The following is a 21,730-nucleotide window of genomic DNA, read 5'->3' on the forward strand; positions in this document are numbered from 1 at the left end:
AGCCCTCCGCCTGCCGCCGTATGCCTGAGGGCTGTTACGGAACAGCCCTTACTCCTTCACCACCGACCGACGAAAGACACCTCGGTCCAACTGCGAGCTGGCGTTGGCGTACACCATGTCCATGGTCAGCACATCACGAAAGGCCGCGAGGTACTCGGCCAGCAATTTCGGACTGTACCGGTGCCAGTATGGAATCATGTCTTCGATAATGAAGTAGTCGCCTTGTTCAAGTAGATGATCGACGGCCCATTTCATAATATTGAACGTATTGGCGTGTGCGTCGTCGATGAAGATCAACGGGTGAGCTGCGTCACGGAGAGGCTCAAATGTTTCCAGTTCGGCGCAGTCAGCTTCGTAAAGGGAGATGTTCGACCGCTCGGAGGCCGGGATTTGACATCGGGAAAGGTCCTTGTCGATTCCGATGACCTGGCAATCGATGCCCATGATTTTGGCCAGGTCACGAAACCAGACCAGCGAGCCGCCACCATATACACCCAACTCAACGATCGTACGTGGGCGCAATTCCCACAACAGGTCGTGGTAGCTCGCTTGCGTCTCCGGATCTTTGAGCATCCGCAAGCCTCTCCACTGGTAGCGGGCAAAGTCAGAAAACCCTAGATCGCGCGGCGCATCAGCCCACTGGTCGAGCGGCCACTCACGCGGCCGTCCTGTCACGACAGGAGGGTGGTAGACCGGGTCTTCTCCCACGCCCCGAAATACATTCAAATCCAGGAACTTTTCATGAGAGTAGTCGTTCATTACGCTCTCCCTTGAGATTGAGTCCAACTGCTGATGACGATTGATTCACATGCGTCGAGCGCTCAGGCTTGCGGTTACTGAAACGGCGAGGCCGGGACGACGAAGCGGATGAATTATCGGAAGCTTCCAGCGCCTACTGCCACCAGGGTGAACTGCGTGTTTTGCACCGCCATCCTGCCCTGCACTGCTCTTGTGATCCTCTTCCAGCTCTCTCGGAGTTCTCTTCGCGGCTTTCTGTCAACGGCAGGAAAGCACCTGTTCGAGTTGGTGTGGCGGCTGCTACTCTGCTGCACGTCGACCGAATGTTGACACGTGCCCTCTATTTCCCTGAATTCGCGGGACGTCACGACATGACCGCCGGCTTCCTGGGCAGAGACCCGCACCGTCTGAGACGCACCACGCACGCACCACGCACGCCAACGCCTCACAGGCCGCCGAGGCCCCGAGCCGCCCAGGCCCCGAGCCGGCCGGCGCTCCGGGTCCCGCGCGCTTCCGCGGCACCGAAGCCGCGATCATCTGACGGCCGCGCTGAAAGACCTTGAAGAGCTGAGAGTGCTCTCAGCCCTCCCAGCCTGTTGTTTTCCACTGTGCTGTTGACCACCCGGTTACGAGAGGAGCAGTGAGTGTCGATGGACACGACGGTGCCCACGTTCAGCCTGGTCGAGCTTCAAGAGGGGCTCCACCAGGACGAGTTCCGTAGCTGCCTGGCAGAAATAGGCGTCTTCTATCTGACGGACAGCGTCCTGTCGGAGGCCGATCAGAAATCCGCCAAGGACGTCGCCATTGACTTCTTCGAGCACGGCACCACGGCGGAGAAGCAGGCGGTCACCTCCACGATTCCCACCATTCGACGCGGCTTCACCGGCCTGGAGTCGGAAAGCACCGCGCAGATCACCAACACCGGCACCTACTCGGACTACTCGATGTGCTACTCGATGGGGATCTTGGACAACCTGTTCCCCACAGCGGACTTCGAACGGGTCTGGACGCACTACTTCGACCGCATGTACGACGCCACGCGGGACGTGGCGAGGCAGGTCCTGAAGACGACCGGAACCGAACCGGATGGTGGCACCGAATCATTCGTCAACTGTGAACCCCTGCTGAGGTTCCGGTACTTCCCCGAGGTCCCCGAGAACCGCAGCGCCGAGGAACAGCCCCTTCGGATGGCGCCGCACTACGACCTGTCGATGGTGACACTCATCCAGCAGACGCCGTGCCCGAACGGCTTTGTGAGCCTGCAGTGCGAGGTCGGCGGCACCTTCGTGGACCTGCCGGCCAAACCGGACGCGGTTCTTGTCTTCTGTGGAGCCGTCGCGACCCTTGTGACCGGCGGTCAGGTGAAGGCCCCGAAGCATCATGTCGCGGCGCCGAGCCGGGATCAGATCGCGGGCAGCGGCCGCACATCCAGCGTCTTCTTCCTGCGCCCCAACTCCGACTTCACGTTCTCGGTCCCTCTGGCCAGGCGCTGCGGATTCGACATCAGCCTGGACGGCGACACCGCCACGTTCAAGGACTGGATCGAAGGCAACTACGTCAACATCCGCAGGAAGTCCGAGGCATAGGGAGAGCGGCCGCCATGGTCACAGCAGCAGTCAGCAGTACCGACGGCATACGCGCCAGGGCGGAGACCGCTCTGACGCGCTGCGGAGTCGAACTCGCCGTGTTCAAGGGCGACGCCATCACCGCCCGCACGCCGATCACCGGCGCCGGCCTGTTCGGCCTGCGCACCGACACTCCGGCGGACGTCGAGCGGGCCGTCGAAGCCGCGCGGACGGCGTTCCGCGACTGGCGGACCACTCCGGCGCCGGTGCGCGGCGCGCTGGTCAAGCGGTTCGGCGAGCTGCTCACCGAGCACCAGCGGGACATCGCCGACCTGGTCACCATCGAGGCCGGCAAGATCCGCTCCGAGGCGCTCGGCGAAGTGCGGGAGATGATCGACATCTGCGACTTCGCGGTGGGCCTGTCCCGGCAGCTCTACGGCCGCACCATGCCCTCCGAACGCCCCGGTCACCGGCTGATGGAGACCTGGCACCCACTGGGCGTGGTCGGCGTGATCACCGCCTTCAACTTCCCGGTAGCCGTCTGGGCGTGGAACACCGCGGTGGCCCTGGTCTGCGGCGACACCGTCGTCTGGAAGCCGTCCGAGCTCACCCCGCTGACCGCCCTCGCCTGCTCCGCCCTGCTCGACCGCGCCATCGCCGAGACCGGCGCCCCGGCCAACCTCAACCAGGTCGTTCTCGGTGCGGCCGAGATCGGCGAGCGACTCGTCGACTCACCTCAGGTGTCGCTGATCAGCGCGACCGGCTCGACCCGGATGGGCCGTGCGGTGGGTCCACGCGTGGCTGCCCGGTTCGGACGCAGCGTCCTGGAGCTCGGCGGGAACAACGCCGCGGTGGTGACCCCGTCGGCGGACCTCGATCTCACCATCAACGCGGCCGTGTTCGCCGCCACGGGCACGGCGGGCCAGCGGTGCACCACGCTCCGCAGGCTGATCGTGCACAACGACATCGCCGACACCGTCGTCGAGCGGCTCGTCGGCGCCTACCGTCGGCTCCCGATCGGCGACCCGTTCCAGGACACCACCTTGGTCGGGCCGCTCGTGAACGAAACCGCCCACACCAGGATGCGCGCGTCCCTCGACCGTGCGACCGCGGAGGGCGGCACGCTGTGTGCCGGCGGCGAGCGACAGCTCACCGAGTCGGCTCCTGGCGCCCACTACGTCCGGCCCGCCATCGTACGGATGCCCGCGCAGACCGCCGTGGTGCGTGAGGAGACCTTCGCGCCGCTTCTGTACATCCTCACCTATGGCGACCTCGACGAGGCGATTCGGCTGCACAACGACGTACCTCAGGGGTTGTCGTCCGGGATCTTCACCACCGACCAGAGCGAGGCGGAGCGGTTCCTGGCCGCCGACGGCGCGGACTGCGGCATCGTCAATGTCAACATCGGCACCTCCGGTGCGGAGATCGGCGGTGCGTTCGGCGGCGAGAAGGAGACCGGCGGCGGGCGCGAGTCCGGTTCCGACGCCTGGCGGGCCTATATGCGCCGCGCGACCAACACGGTCAACTACTCCGGACAGGTGGCCCTGGCACAGGGTGTGAACTTCTCCCACTAGGGCCTGCTGCCGAATGGGACGAGCGGAGGAGGTCCGTCGTCGCCACCGTCGCGCGGAGGAGAACGAGACCGCACCGTGCGATGGCGCCGAGCCGCCTGGAGAGTCTCTGACCGGGATCCGGGACACGGTTCGCCTTAGGGCGTGTTTCGAAAGTCCCGCCTGGCTCGCGACGCCTGGCACGCACGCTCGCCGCGTTGTCGGAGTCGTCCCAGTACATCCAGTACGCGAACGATCCTCCGCCTTGCGATCGCACGCACCAGACGCCGCGAGCCCCGCCCCAGGGGGCGGACGGCGCTACTTTCGAAACACGCCCTAGCACGGAGTGCGCCCACACCTGCGCTCGCAGGCATATGGATCAGTAGTCAACGGGGGTTGTTGCAGCCATGCAGGGGAGATCCGCGGCTACGAAGGCGCTCGCGTTGGCGTGTGCGGCGCATTTCCTGGTGTTGTTCGATGTCTCGGTGATGACCGTCGCGTTGCCGTCGATCCAGGCAGATCTCGGTTTCACACCGGCGAGCCTGCAATGGGTCGTCAGCGCCTATACGCTGGCGTTCGCCGGGCTGTTGTTGCTGGGCGGGAGGCTGGCCGATCTCTACGGACATCGGCGGGCCTTCGTTGGTGGTCTCTCGGTGTTCACCGCCGCCAGTCTGCTCGGCGGACTCGCCACCACTCCGGCGATGTTGATCACGGCGCGCGCGGCGCAAGGGATCAGCGCCGCCGTGCTCGCCCCGCTGGCCTTGACCATGCTGACCACCACGTTTCCCGAAGGCCCCCGGCGTACAAAGGCGTTGACGATCTGGACCGCGGTGAGCCTGGCCGGCGGTGCCTCGGGCAACCTGCTCGGCGGTGTGCTGACCGAGTACCTGTCCTGGCGGTCCGTACTGCTGATCAATGTGCCGATCGGGCTTCCGGCGATCCTGTTCGGCGCCCGGCTGCTCGCCCGACGCGGCGCACCGCGGCAACGGGTCCGGCTGGATCTGCCCGGCGCGGTGCTGGCCACGGCCGCGTTGACCCTGCTCACCCTCGGCATCTCCCAGGCCCACACGCACGCCTGGTCCGACCTCGACACGGCCCTGCCCCTCCTCGGCGGCATCATCGCCCTTGCCGCGTTCATGGTGGTTGAAGGAAGGTTCGCCGTGGCACCGCTGATACCACCGCGCCTGTTGGGGCTGCCCGGGATCGGCTGGGGCAACCTGGCGATGCTGCTGGCAGGAGCGAGCCAGGTCCCGCTGTGGTACTTCTTGACCTTGACCATGCAAGATGTTCTGCATTACAACGCCGCGCAGACGGGCCTGGGATTTCTGCCGCACGCGGTGGTGATGCTTCTGGTCGGACTGGTCCTCATCCCGTGGTTGATGCGGCACGTACAGGCAAGAGCCCTCATCGCCGCCGGAGCGCTGCTCGCCGCGATGGGTTTCTGGTGGCAGAGCGGTGTCACGCCGGACAGCGACTACTTGACCGGCGTCTTCGGGCCGGCCGTGGCGATCTCGTTCGGCGGCGGACTGCTCAGCACCCCGCTGACCACCACGGTCACCTCAGGTGTCGAGTCCGCCGACGCCGGCGCGGCCTCCGCGCTCATGAACACCACAAGACAGTTCGGTGGTGCCTTCGGCCTCGCCGTGGTGCTGACCATCACCGCGGCCGACACCACCGACACTCCCGCGGCGCTGGCGGACAGCTACGGAAACGCGTACCAGGCCATCGCCGTGATCCTGCTCGCCCTCGCCGCGCTCACACCCGTGCTGCCCGCCCTGCGCGATACACAACACACCGTCCGGCGCTGACGAACGAGCGGTCATCGCCGCCTCGCCGTGAGCATGGGCGAACGCGATGGCCGGCGTGATCCCGGTCCGCACCGAGAGTGGTCGGCGCCGGAGGCGGCTACCCGGTCCGGCGGACGAAGTCCCGGGCCCGGGCCTGACGCCTCGGGTCGAACGCGTCCGTCGCCCCGGCACCTTCGCCGCCGGGGCCGCTGTCCCATCCCTGGATCTTCCGCGCGACTCCCTTCACCTTCGGGTGTTCCGGCCTGTACGCGATCTCGAAGTGCGACTCCTTCGGTGTGGCGAAGTCGCCGCCCCATGCCACGACACCATCGAGCTCCGTCAGGATGTCCCGGACGACGACCAGCTCATACGGATACAGGCCGCCTTTCACGCCCGCCGGAAAGGCGTCCGGACGGATCGCGACGGCGGTACCGGACAGGTGATTCGACTCGTATCGCTGGAGGATGTTCCGTGACCGGATGTGGCCGCGCACATCACCCTCGCGGAGCTGGTTGATCTCGTAGTGGAACCGGCGGGCCACATGCAGCAGGATCACTGCCACGGATCCGGCGGCGAGCCGGACGGACAGGCCAGAACCTTCGATGGTGAAGTTCTCGCCGTTGTCCAGGACCGGCCAGCCGTTCGCCGATCTTGTCCCGTTCCAGACACGACTTGGGCCGCTGTCTTCGGCCTGTGCCGTACCGGACAGAATCGGGGCCAGGGCCGTGGCAGCGCCCAGGCCGGCACCGGTGGCCAGGACCCGACGACGGTCAATGAATTCCCTCATGCCTCTTCCTTCGGACAAGCACCGACCACACCGCGACGCACAGCGCGGCGACGGTGCAGACGGTGAGAACGCCAACAGTTGGATTCACCCAGGCAGGTACGAGGTCGTAGTACTCATTGCACTTGTTGTGCAGCGGAAACAGCCGCCCCGGCTCGTCCGGGTGCCGCTCACGGTAGGAGCGGTCGTACACGGTGTGATGCGCGAACCTGCACATCTTCTCCGTGTTCAGTCCGCCGGAGAAAGCGCCTCGAAGCCACACCACCACGTCGGCGGCGAGCAGTGCCGACGCGAGGTGCACCCACCACCTGGGGCGGTCCCGCCACACTCCGGTGAGCAGCCACTTCACCGCGATGAAGGCACTCCGAACGCTCCACACACACCATGCGGTCAGCGCCGGCACCGCGAGCAGCGCCACCAGTTCCACGCTCCGTACCTCCGATGATCAGTTTTCCCGTGCGCGCGCGGCCGCGCGGGAACGCGACTCCCGGAGGTACCTCTCGTGGTTCGCCCGATATGTGGAGGCCAACCGGGTCTCCATTCCCGTGCGGGCCAGGATCGTGTCCACGAAGCCCTGCTCGAACGAGTCCAGTTTCTCGGACCCGCCCGGCGTGTTGATCAGGATCGATGGCAGCATCGCTCCCGCCATCATAATGAGTTGCTTCCGTCCGAGGCCGAGGGTGATGTCGGAAGCGGTGAGGACGTTGTGAGCGGCGTACTCGCAGTTCTCCGCCGTTCCCCAGCGGCCCTGGAAGAAGTCGTTGAACCGGCGTAGGCCCCCGCCGCCGTTGTAGTGGTCCCTGACGGCCTGGACGATGGTCTTCCCGCCGCGCACCGCGCGCGCGATCAGATAGCCGTCGGCGTCCTCGATCAGGTCGTTGAAGCCGAAGGAGGACGCCTCACCGGGAACGGCCAGCTTCGCGTCGCAGAACGCCTTTCCGGAGGCGTACTGCTCCTCGGAATTGCGCCATTCCGCGTAGAAGGTCATCCAGTCGCCCGCCCAGCCGGCGACGTCGCCGCCGTTGGCGCTCTTCTGGTTGGAATCCTGCGGTGTGAGGAAGTGACCGTTGGCGGTGGCCATGAGGTGTTCGGCGCCCAGGTCGTAGCCGGTGAACGGGTCTTTGAACGCCTTCATGATGTACATGCCCCTGGAGTTGGCGAAGTTGACGAATTCTTCGTCGTACCCGCCGATCAGGAACCACCAGCCCAGCTCGTTCTGCCAGTCCTTATTGCCGTATTCAGTGTGCCGGATGTATTCCATGACGAGCTGTGAGGGACTGCGGTCGGAGGAGTTGTACTCGACGGCGACGGCGTACAGCCTCTCGATGTAGCCGATGAAGGCGTCGCCCGGGCCCGCCTGGTCGTTGACCGATCCGGTGCCCGGGTCGCTCCCGGTGCGCCATACATCGCGGTCGAGGTCGAAGCCGTCGGACCCGTTGGTGACCCGGAACTCCTTGATCTGGTTGAACGACCAGTTCGTGGGCAACGTGAAGCCGAGATTTCCGGAGAAGCCCCACGACATGCCGGACACGAACGAGTAGCGGGCGAAGGTCTTGTTGGTGACGTTGCTGCACACGTTGCGGGATCCGTAGACACCGTGCAGGTACTTCTTTCCCTGGCCGGCAAGGCCGGCGGAGACACCTTGGAAGTACGGCACGATCGCCGAGTCGATCTCTTCCTGAGTGGCGTCGTAGTCGACGGCGAAGTAGATGACGGTGCCGCGGTTGAAGCCGTAGCCAGAGGCGAGTTGGTGAGCGTTCAGCGCATGCTGGTAGCCCTGGCCGTAGGTGAAATCGGCGAGCTCACGGGCATTGTCCTGGTAGATCGGGAAGACCTTGAGCCCGTTCTCGAAGATCGTCCGCAGTTCGCCCGGCTTGATCTCCTTGTCCAGCGTGGAGCCCGGCGGATCGTACAGATAACGGCCCACGACGCGGTATTCGTTGTCGTACAGCCATTTCGCCCGCGAGGCGGTGATCTCGAAACGGGTGTCCGAGCCGGTCGCCGGCCGGTCCGCGTCTCCCATGGACACCAGAAGCTGCGCCCATGTCGCGTAGTCCCCGCGGCCGTAGTTCGGTTCACCGTCAGTGGAGATCTGCGAGAACCGCTGAAACGCCTTGACGTATTCCGCGAGCGCCGTGTCGTAGGTGCCGCGCTGGTTGGTCCGGTAATCACCGATCGGCTCGTTGAACACGCAGGCCGCGGAGAACAGTTCGACGAAGACACCGGAGTCGCCGGAGCCGAGATTCCTGCTCCGCAGCCCGTCCTGGGTGGCCGGACCGAAATTGCCGTTCGGCTCAGCGATACCCAGCTCGTACTGGATCGCGATCATCAGTGCCTTCTGCACGTCACGGGAGTAGATCCCTTCGCACGGACCGATGTTGTAGGCATCTCGCTGCCAGTAGCGGCCGTTCAGCCACCGCTGGATGTCGCGGATCTTGTCCGTACCTCCGGCGACCACCACATAGGCGTCCATATTGAGGACGCACTTGAAAATCCGGGCCGTGACAGTACCGTCGCCCTCGGGGATGCCCATGTTGGAGCGGAGATCCTTGACCGCCTCCCGCGTGACCCCGGTGAACCAGCCGTAACTGTCGGGCTCGACGGCCCAGTAGCCCTTGCAGAACAGGCCGTGTTCGAGGATCGCGACGATATTGCGGTTCACCTCCCAGCCGAAGCCGATCTCACCGAGGGCCTGCACTTTACTCAGAGTGGTGGGACCGAAGCTCGCGACCACGGGGCTGATGCCCAGCTCGTGCTGGAGACCCATGATCAGGGAGTACATGGTGGACCAGCCCGTACGGCCGTCCTCCGGACACCGCGCATAGCCCGCCACATTGCCGTACGTGGCGTTCACCCACCTCTGCGCTTCGAGAACTTTGTCGTCTGCCAAGACCGTCTCCTGCCTCTCCGTACACACGGCTCTGCCTCCCGGCACCACGCTGTGATGCGAGAGGGAATGCACTGGATCCGGTCTTCTCAGGACCGCCCTCAGGTCTGGCCGTTCTTGACGATCAGCGCACGCAGACCGTGCTGAAGATATTCGCCGTACGACATCGGCCGGTTCTTCAGTTGCTCGGCCGCGTCCTCCGGCACGAACGGCTCGACAACACTGTTGTGCCCGGCGTTGAGGAAGAACGGAAGAGACAGCCGCTCGGCGTTGACGAACTTCACGCGGTGGTTCGGAGCCGGGAAGTAGTCGTTCGTGATGTGGCTCATGTATGTACCGCAGTTCACAAGGAAGTTCTCCTCGGACGTCGGCAGGTCCTGCCAACCGTCAACCGTCTCGACCTGCAGGTTCTGCACCTGGGTCTGGTACAGCACGGTAATCATCGAGACGTCCAGATGGTCCTTGAAGCTCAGCTTCGTACCATCCGGCGCCGTCTGGACCGGCGGATAGTCCTCCAGGTACGGGTAGCGGATCAGCGACACGGAGGAAAGCGTGTCGGCTTCCGCGAGCGCGGTGTCGAAGAAGTTCTCGGGTTTCCCCAGAGCCAGCGCGATCCCTCGCATGATCACCGTGGAGAGCCGGAGCATCTCCCGGTAGTAATTCTCACAGACGGGCCGGAACCGTGGATGCTTGTCCTCGTCCGGCCAGATGTTCACCTCATGCATCGGCGTCTCGGACTTGATCATCGGGTGGTCGTCACTGAACGACGGGTTCAGATAGCAGAAGGACTCGACCGCCTTCTTCCCCTTGACCGCCATGTAGTAGCCGTTGCGTACGTGCGGGTTGTTCTTGTTGTACGCGTTGATCGCCAGGTCGTACTTTTCCCTGTCCGTCAAATTCCGGTGGACCTCATTCACCACGTCTTGCAGCAGTTCTACGTCTATGCCGTGGTTCGACGCGTAGAAGAAGCCGGATCCCCGGCACGCCTTGTTGATCTCCTGCGCGACGCGCGTCTTCTCGTTCGAGTCGTCTCCGAACAGCGGCGAGATGTCGATGGTCGGAACTTCGGCTGACGGCATCAGAATTGGCATGGAACCCTCCATAGACTCTGCACCTGACGCGGGTGACTGGACATGACGCGCGATGTGCCGTTCCGGGCGGTCGAACGGTTCGCGCGCGCGACCGCGGTCCGCGGCACCCGATCGGAACAACGGGACGCTGGTTTCACCATCGGCCTGGTCACCAGGTATCTGCCAACGACGCGGAAACGCGTGCGCATACACCGGTGACCAGGCGCTCGTTTCGTACCCATGAATGATGGGTCTCACCACGCAGGAGGTGGATCCCGATCGACTCGGCCGGCAGGAGAGTGTCCAGGCCGTTGTACGACGACCGCTGGTAGAACTCGAACAGCCGGCGCTGCTGGTCGTCCCGCACGATGTCGTTCAGCTCGTCCGCCTTGAACAGCACCAGGTTTCCGATGCGGGCACCGAGCCGCTCCAGATCGGCCTGGCTCGGCACGTAACGGTAGTTGATCGGATCGAGGATGTCCTCGACGTCGGAAAGTCCGATCCGCTCCGACGCCTGCCGCACATTGAAGTACGAGTCGATGAGGAACAGGTTGTCGATCTTCTCACCGGCACGCGCCAGTCGCAGCGACACCTCCAGAGCCAGAACCCCTCCGAAGCTCCAGCCGAGAAAACTGTACGAGCCGGACGGCCGCAGGTCGCGGATGTGCCGGAGATAGAACCGGGCCAGGTCCTCGAACGAATTCATCGGAGAGTGCAGATGCACATTGTTGAACAGCACGAGCCGGCACCCGGGCAGCCGTTGCGCGATATTGCTCAGATAGCTCTCGGCGCCGCCCTCGCCGGGCGGAAAGACGAAGAGGGTGTGCTCCGCGCTTTCCTCGTTGACGATGATGTACGGGTCGAAGACGTCCTCGGGTGCTGCCTGTGGAGCTGTCTGCCTGTGGCCCCGCCCGTCGCTCGTCACGGTCGACGTGTGCGCGGCCAACCGCTCCAGCCATGACTTCAGTTCGTCGGCGAACCGTTGAGTGGTGGCCAGGTCCAGCCGGCTGTCGACCGCGGTGACCAGGCGATCGCCGGTCCACCTCATCGTCACATCGACGCTGAACTGGTCGGCTCCCCGATCGCGACCGGAGACGTTACTGCCCGACATCGCCGAGTCGAGCCGCCAGCCCACCAGTTGGTCCGGCCCGCCGTGCTGTCCCTCGTCGGAGATCCGCCCGAGGTAGTTGAAGCTGACCAGCGGAAGTGGCGCACGCTCGCTGCCGTACCTGCCGAAGAGAGCGCCGTAGCCGACGCCGTGGTGCGGCACCCGCCGGCGGGCCTCCTTCGTCCCGAGAAGGCTGCGCCCGAGGTCCCGCGGGTCCACCTCGACAGCCAGCGGATGCATGGTGGTGAACCATCCGACCGTGTCCCGGACATCTGGAGCTCCGTCGAACAGTTCGCGGCCGTGGCCTTCGACCGTGATGTAGTTCGTCGCCAGCCCCGTGATCGACCGCAGCGCGCATCCGGTTGCCGTCAGCAGCAGGTCGTTCACCGTGGTGTCGTAGGCCCGGTGGCTCTCGGTGAGCAAGGTCCGTGTGTCGGACGGGCTCAGCGCGAACTCCTCATGGTGTGTCGCCGCACTGTTCGGTTCCGCCGTCAGCCCGGCCGATGCCGTCGCCATGTCCTGGGTGATCTCCGCCCAGAGCTGCCGCTCGTCTTCGGTGGGGACATAGCGGCGCAGCGCCTCGGCCCACTGCCGGTAGCTGCTCGTCTTCTCCTCCAGCTCGCCACCGTGGTACAGGATCTCCAGGTCCTGCGCGAGGATGTGCCAGCTCACGGTGTCAACGATCAGGTGATGCAGAGCGAACCAGACGCGGGCGGTGCCGTCGTCGAACCCATGGAGGTAAGCCGCACAGTGGACCGGGCCGTGCTCCAGGTCGAAACCGCTCTGCCATTCCGCGAGCCGCCGGCTGACGTCCTCGTGCCGCATGCCGCTCACGTCGAGTTCATGGAGTACGACGTCCGGGCGGCCGTCGCCGTAGGTCTGGATGACCTTGTCACCGCCGCCGTCGAACCCGGTGTACCGCAGGCTGAACGCGTCATGGTGCTCGACCAGCCTCGCCGTGGCCTGACGCAGCTTCGCCACGTCGAGCGGTGGTGTCTTGATGGCGAAGTTGTGGTTCCACCAGTCGCGGTCCGCGAGCGGCTTCGCGAAGAACCACTCCTGGATGGGAAGCAGCGGGCAGTCGCCGCTCAGCCGGCCATGCTCGGGCTCCTCACGCTTGTCGGCCTGCGTGCCGTGCTCGCCTTCCGGCCCGGCCAGTACGTTGTCGGCCAGCAGTCGGACGGTGGGAAAGTCGAAGATGTCCTTGACGCTGATCTTGCGTTTGACCTCCCGCTGCACCTGGCTCGCGAGGTGCAGCGCGCTGATGCTGTCACCGCCGGACCGGAAGAAGTCGTCGTCGATGCCGACCGTGGCGCCCGGCAGCCGGGCGTTCCACAACTGGCACAGCCGGGCCTCGGTCCGACTGCGCGGAGCCGCGTGGGCCGTCCGTTTCGCCGAGAGGACCGCCTTCGGCAGAGCCTTGGTGTCGAGCTTCCCGTTGATGGTCATCGGCAGCGGCCCGTCGAGCCGGACCAGCAGGGACGGCACCATGCTCGGCATCAGTCTCGCCCGCAGGACGGCGAAGATCTCGTCCTCGTCGACGATCGCGCCGGCGTCCGCGACGTAATAGCCGACAAGCCGTTCGCTGTCCGGCGCGCGCTCGTCCGCCGTGGCGATGACGGCACACTCCCGCACGCCCGGACAGCCGGCCAGGACCGCTTCCACCTCGCCGGGTTCGATGCGGAGGCCGTGGATCTTGACCTGTGCGTCGTTGCGTCCCACGTACTGGATCTCGCCGCTCCGGGTCCGCCGAGCGAGGTCGCCGGTCCGGTAGATGACCGGACATCGGTCGGCGCGGTGCTCGGCCTCGGTCCGGAACGGGTTCGGCAGGAATCGCTCACGCGTGAGCTCCGGCCTGTTCAGGTATCCGTCCGTGACACACTCGCCGGCCATGTACAGCTCGCCGACCGCTCCCGGCGGAAGCGGCTTCATCGAGTCGCTGAGCACGTAGAGCCGGCTGTTTCCGAGCGGTTGCCCCATGGTGTTCCGGTAGCGCTCACCGGGCTCGAAGCGCCGGCCCGTGTTGTAGACGGCTGTCTCCGTCGTCCCGTACGCGTTGATGATCGGTCCGGAGTACTCGCGCCGGATCTTCTCGAAGTGGCGCTCATGGAACGCCTCTCCGGCGACCAGCACACAGCGCAGACGCGTGAGACGCCCGAGGTCGAACTGCTGGATCTGTGTCGGTGTGCCGCTCACATAGGTCAGCCCGGCGCGGTTCGCGTAGTCGTAGAAGCCGTCGTCGTGGGCGGGTGACGGCGGCGGAATGATGAGCTTGTGACCGCTCAGGATCGACAGCGCCAACTGCTCGACGGAGAAGTCGAAAACGTAGTTGGCCAGGAACAGGACACCTTGTCGTGCCGCGTCGGGTGTCCCGAAGTAGCGCCCGTCCAACTGCTCCCGGAAGCTGTCCACCGCCCGGTGCGGGACGAGTACCGCCTTGGGCCGGCCGGTCGTGCCTGACGTGTAGACCGCATAGGCCAGGTCGGTGCCGGTGACCGGCGTGACCGGCTTCTCCGTTGACCGGTAGCCCATCGGCAGCCGGTCGATGTCCACCACCGGCGGTCCTGCAGCGATGGGCAGAGCGCGCAGCCGCTCGCCGTGGGCCTGATTGGTCACCACCAGCCGTGCCCGGGTGTCCTCCAGCATGAACGCGACCCGGTCATCCGGATAGCCCGGATCGATCGGTACGTACGCGGCTCCGGCCTTCCACACCGCCAGAATCGCGGTGATCATCAGCTCACTCTTGTCCAGTACCAGGCCGACCAGATCATTCGGCCGCAACGGAACGACGGACCGCAGATAGTGCGCCAACTGATTGGCGTGCTCGTCGAGTTGACGGTAAGTCAGCTCCGTTTCGCGATACATGACCGCGACCTCGTCCGGCCAGGCCGCGGCCATCTTCTCGAACACGCCGTGAAGCGTCCGGGACGGGCCGGCGGCGAAGCCCGGCGCGTCGATGTCATCGGCGGCTGCCGGCAGCGCCGCCCGGCCCGCCTCGTCGAGGCCGGTGACCTCCGCCAGCCTGGCCTGGTGCCCGGTGGAGGAGAGCCGGGCGAACTGCCGCAGGATGTGCTGGAACGTGGAGATGAAGCCGTCGGCGCTCGCGTCGTCGAAGAGGGACGCGGCGAACGTCAGATTGCCCGCCAGTCCGCCCGAGGTCTCGGTGAGAGTGGCCGACAGGTCGAACTTGGTGGCCGTCCAGCCGCCGCCGTCGGGCTTGTAGTCGGTCAGGACCGGCCGCTCGTCCGCCACGGAGCCACCATGGACGTGGTCCGTGGCGCTCCGCAGAGTGAAGTTGACCTGCAGAACGGGGTGGCGGCTCGGATCCTTCTCCAGGTCGAGCTCCTTGACGAGTTGCTCGAACGGCAGCTCGCCGTGGACCTGTGCCGCCACGACGTCCGCACCGACCGAGCGGACGTACTCCGTCAAGGTCGTGTCCGGGTCGACCCGGACACGCAACGCGAGCAGGTTCGCGAAGAACCCGATCGTGCGGTCGAACTCCGGACGTCCGCGGTTGGCGGAGGGCGTTCCCACGACGAAGTCGTGCTGGCCCGTGTACATACGCAGCATGAGGCACCAGGCGCCGAGCAGCACGCTGTACAGGCTCACCCTCGACGACCGGGCCAGGCTCCGCAGCGCTTCCGTGGTCCGCTCGTCGAGCGCGAACTCGATTTCCCGGCCTCGGTAGTCGAACCGAGGCGGACGCGGGTTGTCCAGCGGCAGTCCGATCGTCTCGAACCCGGCCAGTGCGTTCGTCCAGAACTCGGTCAGCGCCGCCAGCCGCCGGCCCGCCAGATACCGCCGCTGCCACACGGCGAAGTCCGCGTATGTGCCGTGGATCGTCCCGAGCCGCGTCTCGGGCACGCCATGGAGAAGAGCCGCCAGTTCCTCGCGGAAGCTGTTCCATGACCAGCCGTCGAAGGCGCTGTGGTGGACAACGATGCTCAGATACACGCTGTCGCGAGCCGTGGCGAGCTCGAACAGGTCCACCTGGACGGGCAGTTCCTCGTGCAGACGGAACACATACTCGGAACGCTCGACCAGCTTCTCGTCCAGCTCAGTGGTGCCATCGACCGCGTGCACGGCCATGTCGAACAGGGCCGACGCGTCCTCTTCCGGCAGTGTGCGCTGGCGCCGGACACCTTCGTCGTCCGTGGTGAGCAGTGTGCGCAGCGCGGGATGGCGCCGCAGCAGTGTGCGCAGCGCGTGGCTGATCGCATCCCGCGATACGGCGGTGTCGGTCGCGATCCGGAGAACGAACGGGATGTTGTAGGCGGCGGTGCCGCCCTCGAATTCGTCGATGAACAGCAGGCGTTCCTGCGCGAGCGACACCGGAGGGTTTTCGGCGCCCGCCGCGGCACGTCCGACCGCCGGCTCCGCATGGTCGTCATCCGTCCGAGCGGCCATGTCCCGGATGTGTCTCGCCTGCGCACCGAGAGTCGTGTGCTGGAGGACGGTCGCCACGCCGAGACCACCACCGAAGCTGGTGGTGATGGCCTGCGCGAGCACCATCGCGCGGAGGCTGTCGCCACCGAGTGCGAAGAAGTCGTCATGCACACCGACGCGGTCCGGTGCGACGCCGAGCACCGTGGACCAGATACCGCACAACTTGGCCTCGACGTCGTTCGAGGGCGCGACGTACTCGGCGCCGTCACCCGGCCCGAAGTCCGTCTCCGGAAGCCGCCGCGTGTCCAGTTTTCCGCTGGGTGTCACCGGAATGTCCGTGATCCGCAGGACGCGGGAGGGCACGACGGCTTCGGGCAGCTTCTTGCGCATCCACCGCTTCACGTCCTGCTCGTCCAGTTCACGGTCGCAGACATAGAAGCCGACGAGATACTTCTGCGCTGCCGCGAGCCCCGGGGCCTGATGCTCGCGGGCGATCACCAGGGAGCGCCTGACACCGGGATACGCCGACAGGGCCGCCTCGACCTCGCCGAACTCGACGCGCTGTCCGCGGATCTTGACCTGAAGGTCGGTACGGCCCAGACACTCCAGCTCGCCGTTGGGCAGCCACCGCACCAGGTCGCCTGTTCGGTAGACGCGCGCGTTGCGCCCCGACTCCTTCTCTTCCGGAGTCTGGAACGGGTTGTCCAGGAAGCGGTCCGCTGTCAGCTCGTCACGGTTGAGATATCCGCGCGTGACACCGGCGCCGCCGATGTAGAGCTCGCCCATGCCGCCGACCGGCACGCGCCGCATCGACTTGTTGAGGACATAGCTCGTGGTGTTGGCCACGGGATGGCCGATGCTCTTGGTGGCACGCCGCTCGCCCGCCGCATACAGCCGCTTGTGGCTGGTGATCGAGATTTCCGTCGGTCCGTACCCGTTGATGATGGTGCCCTGGAACATCCCGCGGATCTTGTTGAACACCGGCTCGGTGAAGTCCTCACCAATGGCGTCGATGCGGGCCAACGACGTCGTCGTCGCGTAGTCGTACAGCGAAAGGACCGATGGTGTTCCGGAGAGGTAGGTGACGTGCTCGTCGTTGATGTACGTGTACAGGCGCTCAGCGTCCGTGCGCATCGTGTCGTCGAGCACCACCAGCTTCTGGCCGTTGAGCAAGGCGTCGGTCATCTGCTCGACGAAGTGGTCGAAGACGTAGTTGGAGAACGACAGGAGGGCCTCGTCCCGCGCGCTCTTCTTGAGCGAGAACAGCTTCGCCAGCGACACCTGCAGGTTGACGACTCCCTGGTGCTCGACGAGTACGGCCTTGGGCTTGCCGGTCGTGCCCGACGTGTAGATCGCGTAGGCCAGGTCGGTGCTCCTGACCGCGGTGACCGGGTTCTCCTCGGAACGCTCACTCAGCGGCAACCGCTCGATGTCCAGCACCCGCGGTCCCGCCGCGATGGGCAGACCGCGCAGCCGCTCGCCGTGGGTCTGGTTGGTCAGCACCAGCCGTGCCCGGGTGTCCTCCAGCATGAACGCGACGCGGTCATCCGGATAGCCCGGATCGATCGGTACGTACGCGGCGCCGGCCTTCCACACCGCCAGAATCGCGGTGATCATCAGCTCACTCTTGTCCAGTACCAGGCCGACCAGATCATTCGGCCGCAGCTCAGCCACCGACCGCAGAAAGTGGGCCAACTGATTGGCCCGCTCGTTGAGCTGACGGTATGTCAGTCGTGTCTCGCGATACACCACCGCGACCTCGTCCGGCCAGGCCGCGGCCATCTCCTCGAACACTCCATGGAGGGTCTTGTCGGCCGGGAACTCGGTCTCCGTACGGTTCCAGGCGTCGAACCGTTCGACCATCGCCGGTGAGACGAGCTCCATGTCGTCGACCGGTCGCGCGACGGCGTCCGCCACCTGGCCGAACAGTGTGTCGGTCACTTCGAGCAGCATGTCGATGGTGGCGTCGTCGAAGAGCTCACCCGCGTACCAGAGAGTGACCGTCAGCTCGTCGGCCTCCTCGCGCGCCACGACGGCCAGCGGATAGTCGACCTTGTCGGCGTCGTAGGCCTTCTCGAAACGGAGAAGGTCGCCGTGTTCCCGCTCTTCGTCCTCGTCCAGGAGTCGCGGATAGTTCTCCAGCACGAGCAGCGTGTCGAACAGCCGGCGCTTCATTCCACCGGTCTCCAGCCGGCCCAGCTCCACGGCGCTCTTGCTGTTCATGGTATTCACAGCGGTCTGGATCTCGCTGATGGCCGCTCCGACGCTCTTCGTCGCCTGGTCGTCGTGATCGACGATCAGGGGCAGCGTGTTGATGAACAGGCCCACCGAGTTCTCGATGCCGTCGATACGCGGGTTGCGTCCGGACACAATCGTCCCCACCACCGTGGTGTTTCCACCGCCGACGGCGTACAGAACCTTGTGCCACACGAACTGCAGCACCGAGTGCAGTGTGACGCGGTGGGCGGCGCACACGGCCTTGAGCGCGGCGGTCCGGTCCGCACCGAGACACAGCTTCTTCGTACGGTGCTCACGTACATGGTCGTATTCGCTCAGCGCGACCTGGTACCGGAGGTCCTCCCTGACCAGCCCGCCGAAGTCACCACGTTCGTCGATACGCTCGATCTGTCGCGTCCAGTACTCGACGTCGTCGTTCCGGTGCGCCTCCCAGTACCGCTGCGCCGCCACATACGCGCCGTCCTCAGCCGGCTCGATCTCGGTGCCCTGGAGCAGGCGAAGGTACGTACGGTGCACGTCGTCGTGGAGTACCGGCAGGCTCCAGCCGTCCAGGATGATGTGGTGGCAACTGAAGATCAGCGAGAACAGGTCCTCACGCTGCTTGATCAGATAGACCCGGAACAACCGGCCCGCGGCCGGATCGTACGGCTCGGTCCGGTCCCGCTCCTGCAGCTCCTTGATACGAGCATCCTGCTCGCCGCAGTCCGCCACCTCGCTCAGGTCGACGAACCGCCATTCGACGGGCCTGTCGTCGTTGTCGATGACCTGGAGCGGTTCCTCGGACCACTCGAAACGCAGCCTCAGCGCCGGGTACTTCCGCCGCGCGTGCTGCCACGCGTCCCTCATCACGTCGGGACGGATGCGACAGTGGTAGCGGTGCACCGACTGCATGACGTACGCGTCGTCGCCGTTCGCGCGCTTCAGTGCGTGATACAGCAGACCCTGCTGCAGGCCGTTCGCGATCAGCCTGCCGGACTCGCCTTCGGCCGGAACCTGCTCGACGGCCGGCTCCGGCTCCTGGCCCTGCCGCTGGTCCAGGTGGTGCGCCAGCTCTCCCAGCGTTCTGAGGGTGAACACCTCCTCGACGCTGACAAAGACACCCAGCCGCCGCCGCACGCGTGCGATGAGCAGGATGCACGAAATGCTCTGGCCTCCGAGGCGGAAGAAGTCGTCGCGGTCGCCGATCCGTGTCGCCGGTACTCCGAGGACCGTGCTCCAGATCTCGCGAAGCTCGTCGAGAACGCCACCGGCCGCATCCGTGGGACGACTGCCACTGCCGCTGTCGGCGGGCGCGGGCGTCCCAGCCGGGCGGGCGATGTCCACCGCCGGCAGCGCGCGCCAGTCCACCTTGCCATTGACATTGACCGGGATGCCGCTGAGGCGGATCATGCGAGCGGGCACCATGATCCGTATCAGCCGTTGCTCAAGGAACGCCAGCAGCTCCTCCTCGGTCACCTCCACCGAGGGCTCGGTCACGAAGTACCCGACCAGATGGCGGTCACTGGTACCGCCGGCCCCTTCGCGGGCCACAACGGCGCACTTGCGCACCCCCGGGAACTCGGACGCCTGTGCCTCGATCTCGCCCGGCTCCACACGGACACCGTTCAGCTTGAGCTGGAAGTCACCGCGTCCCATGAACTCGACTTCGCCGGACGGCAGTACGCGCGCCAGATCACCGGTCCGGTAGACGCGGGCGTTCATGCCGCGCGCCCTGTCCTGCTCCGACTGGAACGGGTTCGGCATGAACCGCTCCGAGGTCAGGTCGTCCCGGTTGAGATAGCCCGGGGCGACACCGCAGCCGCCGATGTACAGCTCACCGATGGCGCCGATGGGAAGCTGCTTCAGATCCTGGCTCAGTACGTACCACTTCACGTTCCGTACCGGCCGGCCGATGCTGCGGTCCGTGCGCGCCGTCGCGCCCGGTGCGAACTCCTTGACCGCGCTGACGAAAGCCGCCTCGGTGAAGGCGTACTCATTGACGATGAGACCGGAGAATTTCTCGCGGAGCCGGCGGAGTCCGGCCGCCGTCAGTTCCTCGCCGACCAGCAGCAGCCTCTTGAGACTCGTGCAGCGGCGCAGGTCGAAATACTGAAGCACCGATCCGGTGGCGTTGAGATACGTGACTCCGTGGTCCTCGATGTACGCGGGAAACTGGTCGGGGTCCAGCCTGATCTCTTCCGGGACGATCACCAGCGTCTGTGAGTTGATGAGCGCGATCAGGGTCTGCCTCAGGTGCGGTTCGAAGACATACGAGGCGAAGAGCGCGACGCGTTCCTCGCCGGGCCGCCGCATGTCGTACCGCTCGGACAGGTCCGTGATGCTGTTCACGACACTGTCGTGGTATTTGGGAACACCCTTCGGCACGCCGGTGGTGCCGGAGGTGTACGTGACATAGGCGAGGTCCCGGCTGCTCAGGGACAGTCGTGGTCTTTCTCGCGGCCGACTCCCGGCCAGGTCCTGCAGCGCGAGCACGGTTTCGATCTCGATGACACGGACGGCGGCGCTCCGCGAACCGAGTGTCTCCCTCAGCCGTGCCGCGTGGTGCCGGTTGGTGATGATGCCGGAGAGGCCGGTGTCACCGACGACGAAACGCACACGGTCGGCCGGGTAGGCCGGGTCGATCGGCACATAGGCGGCGCCGGACTTCCAGATCCCGAGGGTGGCGACGACGCCCAGGTCGCTCTTGTCGAGGTACAGCCCGATCAGTTCCTGCGGCCGCACACCCATCTCGGCGCCGAGCAGCCAGTGCGCGACCTGGTTGGACCGTTCGTCGACCTGACGGTAGGTCAGCCTGGTGTCGCCGAAGACGACGGCCTCGCGGTCCGGCGACCGCCGTGCGGCCCCCTCGAACAGGTTGTTGAGCCGCTTCTCTCCCGGGAAGTCGCCGTCGGTGGCGTTCCACTTGTGAAGCTGCTCCCGCTGCTCCTCCGACGCCAGCTCGATGGCGGCGACGGGGTCCGTGGGCCGGCTGAGGAACTGGCGGAGTACCTCGCGTACGACGTCCAGCACACCGGCGATGGTCCTGTCCTCGAACAGGTCTCCCGCGTAGGCCATCGTCCACCGCAGGCACCCGTCGGCCTCGATGTCCTGAACGATCATGGCGAGTGGAGTCGACGGCAGGTCGGCCAGGGCCACATCACGGTCGGTGAGGACGAGCAGGGCGTCGAACAGGCCGCGCTGCAGCAGCTCGGCCGGAGTCGCGTACGCGTCCTTCCTGCGCAGTGCCTCGTCGAGCTCCTTCACCGCCGCCGCGCAGGTGAGCCGGGCCTGCGCGACATGGTCGACGACGACCGGAAGAACGCCGGCCCGGTGCGGGTCGTCCGTCCCGGTGGCGTCGACCAGCGCCGCGACCGTCTGGTTCCCATGGCCGTACGCACGCATGACGCTGTGCAGCGCGGCAAGAGCGAACGCACCGACCGACACACCGTGGTCGCGCCGCGAGTCCTTGAGCGCGGTGTAGTCCCGCCCGCCGATGAGGATTTCCTGGCGCTTCGTCGTACGAACACCGGGATCATCGTCACGTACCGCGATCTTGTTGCGCCACTCGTCCTTGAGCAGCATTTCCAGATCGCAGCGCTCGCTTGACATTCCTTCGATGCGGGCAGTCCAGTCCGCGG

At 65.8% G+C, this 21,730-nt stretch carries 9 protein-coding genes; 3 read left to right on the top strand and 6 right to left on the bottom strand.

Annotated features, from left to right (window positions below; translation table 11 throughout):
* Positions 1–48: 48 nt before the first annotated feature.
* Positions 49–759, bottom strand: coding sequence for a CmcI family methyltransferase (locus tag PV679_RS22810; RefSeq protein ID WP_319682216.1), 711 nt, complete (start codon positions 757–759; stop codon positions 49–51).
* Positions 760–1,388: 629 nt separating this feature from the next.
* On the opposite strand from PV679_RS22810, the gene PV679_RS22815 reads away from it, so the two are divergent.
* From PV679_RS22815 to PV679_RS22825, 3 genes are all read left to right on the top strand, one after another.
* The gene (locus PV679_RS22815) at positions 1,389–2,324 is read left to right on the top strand and encodes a 2OG-Fe(II) oxygenase family protein (RefSeq protein WP_319682278.1); all 936 of its coding nucleotides are present in this window, start codon (positions 1,389–1,391) and stop codon (positions 2,322–2,324) included.
* A gap of 14 nt (positions 2,325–2,338) precedes the next feature.
* Positions 2,339–3,877: an aldehyde dehydrogenase family protein gene (locus tag PV679_RS22820; protein ID WP_319682217.1), complete on the top strand. Its 1,539-nt coding sequence runs from the start codon at positions 2,339–2,341 to the stop codon at positions 3,875–3,877.
* Between the two features lie 383 nt (positions 3,878–4,260).
* Entirely contained in the window at positions 4,261–5,661 is a 1,401-nt protein-coding gene (locus PV679_RS22825) for an MFS transporter (RefSeq protein WP_319682218.1), read from the top strand.
* A 97-nt stretch (positions 5,662–5,758) separates the two neighbouring features.
* Here PV679_RS22825 and PV679_RS22830 read toward each other — a convergent pair whose 3' ends face one another.
* The 5 genes from PV679_RS22830 to PV679_RS22850 form a co-directional block, all read right to left on the bottom strand.
* Positions 5,759–6,427 (bottom strand): M15 family metallopeptidase, encoded by a 669-nt coding sequence (locus PV679_RS22830; protein ID WP_319682219.1) that lies wholly within the window; start codon positions 6,425–6,427, stop codon positions 5,759–5,761.
* Positions 6,411–6,851, bottom strand: a complete 441-nt coding sequence (locus PV679_RS22835; protein WP_319682220.1) for a hypothetical protein — start codon at positions 6,849–6,851, stop codon at positions 6,411–6,413. The genes PV679_RS22830 and PV679_RS22835 overlap by 17 nt, the downstream gene beginning before the upstream one ends.
* An 18-nt stretch (positions 6,852–6,869) precedes the next feature.
* Entirely contained in the window at positions 6,870–9,314 is a 2,445-nt protein-coding gene (locus tag PV679_RS22840) for a glycoside hydrolase domain-containing protein (protein ID WP_319682221.1), read from the bottom strand.
* A gap of 98 nt (positions 9,315–9,412) precedes the next feature.
* Positions 9,413–10,402, bottom strand: coding sequence for a 2OG-Fe(II) oxygenase family protein (locus PV679_RS22845; RefSeq protein ID WP_319682222.1), 990 nt, complete (start codon positions 10,400–10,402; stop codon positions 9,413–9,415).
* Positions 10,403–10,550: 148 nt separating this feature from the next.
* Positions 10,551–21,701 carry a non-ribosomal peptide synthetase gene (locus tag PV679_RS22850; protein WP_319682223.1) on the bottom strand — a complete coding sequence of 3,717 codons (11,151 nt, stop codon included), beginning with the start codon at positions 21,699–21,701 and terminating at the stop codon, positions 10,551–10,553.
* Positions 21,702–21,730: the final 29 nt, after the last annotated feature.

The organism is Streptomyces sp. AK02-01A, from assembly GCF_033795305.1.
Taxonomy (GTDB): Bacteria; Actinomycetota; Actinomycetes; order Streptomycetales; family Streptomycetaceae; genus Streptomyces.

What these genes read in the sequence shown, in the direction of transcription:
- PV679_RS22815 (WP_319682278.1), top strand. Translation starts at nt 1,389, where the DNA reads ATGGACACGACGGTGCCCACGTTCAGCCTGGTCGAGCTTCAAGAGGGG.
- PV679_RS22825 (WP_319682218.1), top strand. Translation starts at nt 4,261, where the DNA reads ATGCAGGGGAGATCCGCGGCTACGAAGGCGCTCGCGTTGGCGTGTGCG.
- PV679_RS22830 (WP_319682219.1), bottom strand. Translation starts at nt 6,427, where the DNA reads ATGAGGGAATTCATTGACCGTCGTCGGGTCCTGGCCACCGGTGCCGGC.
- PV679_RS22810 (WP_319682216.1), bottom strand. Translation starts at nt 759, where the DNA reads ATGAACGACTACTCTCATGAAAAGTTCCTGGATTTGAATGTATTTCGG.
- PV679_RS22845 (WP_319682222.1), bottom strand. Translation starts at nt 10,402, where the DNA reads ATGCCAATTCTGATGCCGTCAGCCGAAGTTCCGACCATCGACATCTCG.
- PV679_RS22820 (WP_319682217.1), top strand. Translation starts at nt 2,339, where the DNA reads ATGGTCACAGCAGCAGTCAGCAGTACCGACGGCATACGCGCCAGGGCG.
- PV679_RS22850 (WP_319682223.1), bottom strand. Translation starts at nt 21,701, where the DNA reads ATGTCAAGCGAGCGCTGCGATCTGGAAATGCTGCTCAAGGACGAGTGG.